This is a genomic window from Desulfuromonas sp. TF, assembly GCF_000472285.1.
Lineage (GTDB): Bacteria > Desulfobacterota > Desulfuromonadia > Desulfuromonadales > ATBO01 > ATBO01.
Genome location: NZ_KI421427.1, coordinates 1 through 4,795 on the forward strand (window position 1 = coordinate 1; position 4,795 = coordinate 4,795).

The following is a 4,795-nucleotide window of genomic DNA, read 5'->3' on the forward strand; positions in this document are numbered from 1 at the left end:
CTGGAAACGTTCCACGTGTTCCGCGACCGCCTGCTCAAGGATAGAGCCCCCAACCCCGAGCCTGCGCCGGCGCCTGCGCCGGCGCCTGCGGCCCCCGAGGCGGGCGCCGACCGGGAGACGCTGGCCGAGGCGCAGGTTCTTCATTTCCTGGGACGCCTGCAGGAAAAGGGGCGGCTGGTCGATTTCGTCATGGACGACATCGCCCCCTATTCGAACGAGCAGGTCGGAGCCGCCGCCCGGATCGTGCACCAGGGCTGCCGCGAGGCGCTGGAGTCCGGCTTCGCGTTCGAGCCCGTCCACGGCGGCCCGGAGGGGGAGACGGTCACGCTGGCGGAGGATTTCGACGCCCGGGCTTTCCGCCTGGTCGGCAAGGTGCCGGAGCGCCCCCCCTTCACGGGGACGCTGCGGCACAGGGGATGGAAAGCGAGCCGGGTCTCCCTCCCCCGATTGACCGGGGATATCCGGGACGCCTCCGCCCGGCGCATCGTGGCGCCCGCCGAAGTCGAGATCGGGTGAAGGGGGAGCATATGCCGAAGACACACGCGGTCGGAATCGATCTCGGCACCACCAATTCGGCCATGGCGCTTGCGGAAACGGGAGGAGGAGGAGCCGTCCATGCCGTCCCGATCACCCAGGCCGTCTCCTTCCAGGCGGTGGAGGACCGGGAGCTGCTTCCATCGGCGGTATACTTTCCCCTGGAGAACGAAATCGCCGCCGCCTCCCTGCGGCTGCCCTGGGGCGAACCCGATCTTCACCGGGGGCTGGTCGGGCGATTCGCCCGCGAGCACGGGGGGATGATCCCGGACCGCCTGGTCACGTCGGCCAAGTCCTGGCTGGGCAACCCCCACGTCGATCCCCGGCGCCCCGTACTCCCCTGGAATCCCGAATCTGGCGAGGGGAGGGTTTCCGCCTTCGAGGCCAATCGTCTCTACCTGGAGCATCTGCGCGGCATGCTGGAGCACGAGCTTGCCCGGAGGCAGGCCGGCGGCATCGAAGAGTGTGAAATCGTGCTGACGGTTCCGGCCTCCTTCGACGAGGTGGCCCGGAACCTGACCCACGAGGCCGCCGCGGAGGCCGGCCTGGGGGAAGTCACGCTTCTGGAGGAGCAGCAGGCCGCGTTCTACCACTGGCTGAGCGAGACGGAAGACTGGCGGGAACAGGTGCGGCCGGGGGATATCGTCCTCATCTGCGACGTGGGAGGGGGAACCTCCGACTTCAGCCTGGTGGCGGTTTCGGAACGGGAGGGGAACCTGGAGCTGGAGCGCATCAGCGTGGGGGACCACATCCTGCTCGGGGGCGACAACATGGATCTGGCGCTGGCCCATATCCTGCGCGGGGAGCTCTCAGGCCGGGGGCATCAGATCGACCACCGGCAGTTCCTCGCCCTGGTCCACTCCTGCCGGACGGCCAAGGAGAGGCTCTTCGCCGATCCGGTTCTCGGGGAGGCTTCCATCTCCCTGCCCAGCCGCGGCTCCGGCCTCTTCGCCGGGACGATCACCACGGCCCTGAAGCGCGAAACCCTGGAGGAGGCGATCCTGAACGGGTTTTTTCCCCGCTCGGAGATCGGCGAGCATCCCGCCCGCCGCAGGCAGGTCGGCTTTCGGGAATTCGGCCTTCCCTACGCCGCCGATCCCGCCCTGAGCCGGCACCTGGCTTTTTTCCTCTCCCGGAGCTGCGAAAACGCCCTTTCCAGCGAAAAGCTGGCGGAAAAAGTCGCCGGCCGGGTGGGCGAGATCGGCGAAACCCGCTTCATCCGCCCGTCCGCGGTCCTTTTCAACGGCGGCGTATTCAAGGCCGAACCCCTTCGGCGCCGGGTCCTGGACCTGCTGCAGATCTGGTGCGGCGAACCGGTTCGGGCCCTGAGCGGCATCCATCTCGACCTGGCGGTGGCCAAGGGAGCGGCCGCCTACGCCCGCATCCGCATCACCGGGGAGGGAATCCGCATCCGGGCCGGGACCGCACGCTCCTACTATCTCGGGCTCGAATCCTCTATGCCCGCGGTGCCGGGCTTCGTCCCCCCCCTGAAGGCGGTCTGCGTGGCCCCCCAGGGGATGGAAGAGGGGACGGAAGAAATCCTGCCGGGCCGGGAATTCGGACTGCTCACGGGAGAGCCGGCGGAGTTCCGCTTCTTTTCTTCCAGCGTGAGGGCAGGCGATGCGATGGGGACCGTGGTGGAAAACGCCGAGGAGTTGGAGGAGACCGCCAGCCTGGAAGCCACCCTTTCCCCCCTGCGGGAGGGGCGGGAAGAGGTCGTCCCGGTCACTCTCCATTCCGTATTCACGGAGCTGGGGACCCTCGAGCTCTGGCTCCGCCACGAGGCCTCCGGACGACGCTGGAAGCTGGCCTACAACCTCCGGGGGAGCGAAATTTGACGGTCCGGTACGTGATCGGCATCGACCTGGGGACCACCAATTCCGTCCTGGCCTACGCGGAGACGGTTTCCGGGGAGACGCCCCGGGTCTTTCCCGTGCCGCAGTGGAGTTCCCCGGAGGCGCTCGCCCGTGAAGCGCTCCTGCCTTCCTTTGCCTATCTGGCGACCGCCGCGGAACGGCAGTCCGGATTCGCCGACGCGGAAGCGCCGCCGGAAAAAGGCTGGATTCCCGGGATATTCGCCCGTGAGCGCATGTCCTTGTCCCCCGGGCGGGTCATCCATTCGGCCAAATCCTGGCTCTCCAACAACGCCGTGGACCGCACGGCCCCCATCCTCCCCTGGCAGTCGGAGGAGGTTCCCCCCGCCGAGCGCCTCTCCCCCCTCCAGGCCGGTGCCCTCTACCTGGCCTATCTGCGACAGGCCTGGGACGGGGCGATGGCCTCCGGCGATCCCGCCTCGGCCTTCGAGGCCCAGGACGTCGTGGTGACCGTCCCCGCCTCCTTCGACGAGGCCGCCCAGGAGCTCACGCTCCAGGCGGCACGGGAGGCGGGATATCCGCCGACGGTGCGCCTTCTCGAAGAGCCGCAGGCGGCCTTTTACGACTGGCTGGGCCGGGGGCGCAACCTGCGGATTCTCCTCGATCTCCTGGAGTCGTCCGCCGGGCGGCCCGTGCGCATCCTCGTCTGCGACATCGGCGGCGGGACCACCGACTTCAGCCTCTTCGAAGCCTCAGGGGACGCTTCGGCGGCGGGGGGGCTGGCGCTGCGGCGCGTCGCGGTGAGCGAACACCTTCTGCTGGGCGGCGACAATATCGACCTGGCTCTCGCCCACGAACTGGAGGGAAGGCTGACCGGCGGCGGATCCCGGCTGACCGGAAGGTCCTGGTCGCAGCTTCTCGTCCAGGCCCGCGACCTCAAGGAGCGCATCCTAGGAGCCGCGTCGGAAAAGGAGCCTTCCGAGTTCACGGTCTCCGTTTCCGGGGGCGGCTCCAGCCTGCTCTCCTCTACCCTCACCGCCCGCATCCGGCCGCAGGAGGTGCGGTCTCTGGTGCTGGACGGATTTTTCCCCGAATGCGGCCCCGGCGACCGTCCCCGGAAACGCACCTCGGGACTGCGCGAATGGGGGTTGCCGTATGCCCCGGATACCGCCGTGACCCGGCACCTGGCCGACTTCCTGGACGGACGCCGGATCGATGCGGTCCTCTTCAACGGCGGAACCGTCACCCCCGATTTTCTCAGGGAGCGCCTGGCCCGCCTGATCACCACATGGCAGGAAGGGAGCGCTCCGGCGGTTCTGCACGGGGAGGCGCCGGCGTTGGCCGTGGCCCGCGGCGCGGCGCGCTACGCTCTCCTGCTGCGCCGGCCCGACGCCGGGGGGCGGATCGCGGGGGGGGCATGCCCATGCGCTCTATCTGGAGGTGGTGAAGGGAGGCCGGAAGAAATCGCGGTCGCTGGTCTGCGTCCTTCCCAAGGGGATGGAGGCGGGTGGCAGGATCCGCATCGAAAACGCCGAGTTCGACCTGCGGGTCAACCAGCCGGTGCGCTTCCAGTGCTTCTATTCCAATCGCCGCGCATCCGATCCTCCCGGCGCCGTGGTGCCCCATCGGGAGGAGGATTTCCATCCCCTTCCCCCCCTGCAGACGGCTATCCACCTTCCCCCCGAACGTCCCCGTCCCCCCAACGACCGCCTCCGGGTCACCCTGGAGGGTTCCCTCAACGAGCTGGGGATGCTGCAGCTCTACTGCGTGGAGACCGAAGGCCCCGGACGGTGGCGGCTCGATTTCAACCTGCGACGGGGGCTGGCGGACGAGGAGCCCGTCCAGGCTCCGGAGGAACCCCTGGCCAGCAAGGCTCAGCTGGCGGCCGCCGAGGCCTTGATCGTCTCGCTCTATGGAAAGAGAAAGGACCCCGGCCTGCCGGAGGTCAGTCCCAGGCAGCTGCCGAGGCGGATGGAGGAGGCCCTGGGGGAGAAGCGCAGCGACTGGGATTCGACCACCCTGCGTGCCCTCTGGCCCGCCCTCGCCCAGGGGATGGGGAGGCGGGGGCGCAGCGTGCAGCACGAGGAGAGCTGGCTCTATCTTGCCGGATTTCTCCTGCGCCCCGGCTACGGAGTGGAACTCGACGGGGCGCGGATCGAAGAACTCTGGCGCCTTTTTTCCATGGGCATGGTGCATCCGAAGGAGAAGCGGGTCGAGATGCAGTGGCACCTGCTCTGGAGGCGGGTCGCAGGCGGTCTGAATGCCGAGCGGCAAAACCGGATATTGAAGAAGATCCTGCCGCAGCTGCAGGGCCGGGACATCCTGCCGGAAGCCGTCTACCTCGCGGGAAGCCTGGAGCGGCTGCATCCGGACAGGAAGGAGGAGCTGGTGAAGATATTCACCTCGGGACTGAAGAAACCCGGGATCAAGATGCGCGAACCGTACGC

Annotated in this window: 2 protein-coding genes and 2 pseudogenes; all 4 read left to right on the forward strand. The window is 68.6% G+C overall.

The window, feature by feature from the left end:
* On the forward strand, positions 1-516 hold a 516-nt coding region (locus tag DTF_RS0119180), incomplete at its 5' end, for a DUF2760 domain-containing protein (protein ID WP_027716631.1).
* A gap of 11 nt (positions 517-527) precedes the next feature.
* Positions 528-2,372 (forward strand): Hsp70 family protein, encoded by a 1,845-nt coding sequence (locus DTF_RS0119185; protein ID WP_027716632.1) that lies wholly within the window; start codon positions 528-530, stop codon positions 2,370-2,372.
* A 434-nt stretch (positions 2,373-2,806) separates the two neighbouring features.
* Positions 2,807-3,193 (forward strand): annotated as a pseudogene (locus DTF_RS27890) (Hsp70 family protein); the annotation flags it as partial.
* 598 nt (positions 3,194-3,791) lie between these two features.
* Positions 3,792-4,795, forward strand: a pseudogene (locus DTF_RS24625) (hypothetical protein); the annotation flags it as partial.